Raw genomic sequence first — 2,142 nt, forward strand, 5'->3', positions numbered from 1 at the left:
AAATTCTGCTTTAGCTGCCATGGCAGGAACATTGCTTTGTTCAGGCACTTGTCGGTTACAACAAGTTCCTTCTCTGGTAGACATTAATAGAATGGGACAGGTTTTATCTGCATTCGGAGCAAAGTTAGAACAGAATGGTAATACTTTAGATGTTGATGCGAGTAAATTAGATACTCCCGAAGCTCCTTATGAATTAGTTAGACAGTTACGTGCTAGCTTTTTTGTTATAGGCCCTATTATGGCCAGACTTGGAGTAGCTCGCGTACCACTACCAGGTGGATGCGCTATTGGTGCTAGACCTGTGGATCTTCATGTTCGAGGTTTACAAGCTTTAGGAGCAGAAGTTCATATTGAGCATGGTGTAGTGAATGCCTATATTACTGGTAGTAAAAAAAAGTTACAAGGGGCAAAAATATATCTTGACTACCCTAGTGTTGGAGCTACTGAAACATTAATGATGGCAGCAACCTTGGCTGAGGGAGAAACCATCATTGAAAATGCAGCTCAAGAACCAGAAGTAGTAGACCTAGCTAATTTATGTATAGCTATGGGAGCTAATATTATTGGTGCTGGCACAAAGAGCATAGTTATATCTGGAGTCCCCAAGCTACATTCTGTAGATTACACTATTATACCTGACAGAATAGAAGCTGGGACATTTTTAATCGCTGGTGCAATTACTAATTCAGACATAACTATTTCACCAGCGATTAAAAATGTCCCAGCTTCTATTCTGTCAGGTATAATAGAAGCTGGGACATTTTTAATCGCTGGTGCAATTACTAATTCAGACATAACTATTTCACCAGTTGTTCCTCAACATTTGAGTGCAGTTATTTCTAAACTCCAGTCAGTAGGAGTAAAAATCATACAAGAAGTACCTGGTAGTTTACACATTCTACCTAGTAAAAACCTGATTGCTACTGATATTGACACTCAGCCATATCCTGGTTTTCCCACAGATATGCAAGCTCCTTTTATGGCCTTGCTCAGTGTGTGTTCTGGTAGTAGTTCTGTTACAGAGACAGTATTTGAGAATCGTATGCGTCATGTTTCAGAGCTAAATAGGATGGGTGCTAATATTAGGGTGAAAGGAAATCATGCCATTGTAGAAGGTGTGTCCAAACTTTCAGCAGCTCCAGTAATTGGTACAGATCTTAGAGCTTCTGCTGCTTTGATATTAGCAGCATTGGCCGCAGAAGGAGAAACGACTTTTCAAGGTCTACAACACTTAGACCGAGGTTACGAAAAACTAGAAGTTAAACTTCAAAAGTTAGGAGCACAGTTGCAAAGAATAGATATACCTACAGAACATGAAATATTGCAGACTTCTGTCTAAGTTGATTTAATTTTTCATAATAAGGAATAGCTTGAAACTAATGGTCTATTTAATTAATTTTGATGGGTTAAGTACATGATCAAATTATGAAAAATAAGTGATTGTGACAATTTAGAATCTTATTGAAACTAACAAAATGGACTATTAGGTAGTTTATTTCTTTTGGTCGTCCTCAAAAAATAAGGGTGTGTTGTAGTTGTCAATGCATTACTAGATAGCTCTAATGTTATTCTCCAATTTTTTAGAGTATAGTCGATTATTTTTCACATATCAATATATTTTTGTATCAAGGTACATATAATAAATAGCTTTATTAAGTCTGGGTCTAACTGCGCGAGATGAAATGCAGTATCATTGCTTCAATAAATAACCAATTTCAACTACTTTATACCAAATTTAAATGAAGCTGCATAGAATAATATTTCAAGCAGAATTGACCGCAGGTAAGCCTAGATAAAGATAGATATATTTAATGAATTTCATCATTCTATGCAACCTCATATAAAACTGGTATTAGGAATACCAATTTTTGTTATAAATGTAGAAATCTGTAGAATTTTTTCAATAGTTACCTAGTGCTGGCAAACTTCAGCACTCAATATCAATACTTCACTTCTGATAACTTAACTTATCTTAGATAGAATGATCTGCTCGAATTTATCTTTTGATAAAGTACATTATAATTACTTTTTTAATAGACATCTCCAATCATAAAAAATAAAATTAATTATCGCACTAGATATATCAATTATCATTTTCTTTGTGGGTTTAATACCCCACCGTCTACACGGTGTTCAAAATTA

At 35.2% G+C, this 2,142-nt stretch carries 1 protein-coding gene; it reads left to right on the forward strand.

What is annotated here, in order from left to right:
- Positions 1 to 1,339 (forward strand): UDP-N-acetylglucosamine 1-carboxyvinyltransferase (locus tag D5R40_RS32425; RefSeq protein WP_134239667.1); only part of this gene is annotated, 1,339 nt, incomplete at its 5' end.
- Positions 1,340 to 2,142 lie beyond the last annotated feature (803 nt).

The organism is Okeania hirsuta (assembly GCF_003838195.1).
Taxonomy (GTDB): domain Bacteria; phylum Cyanobacteriota; class Cyanobacteriia; order Cyanobacteriales; family Microcoleaceae; genus Okeania; species Okeania hirsuta.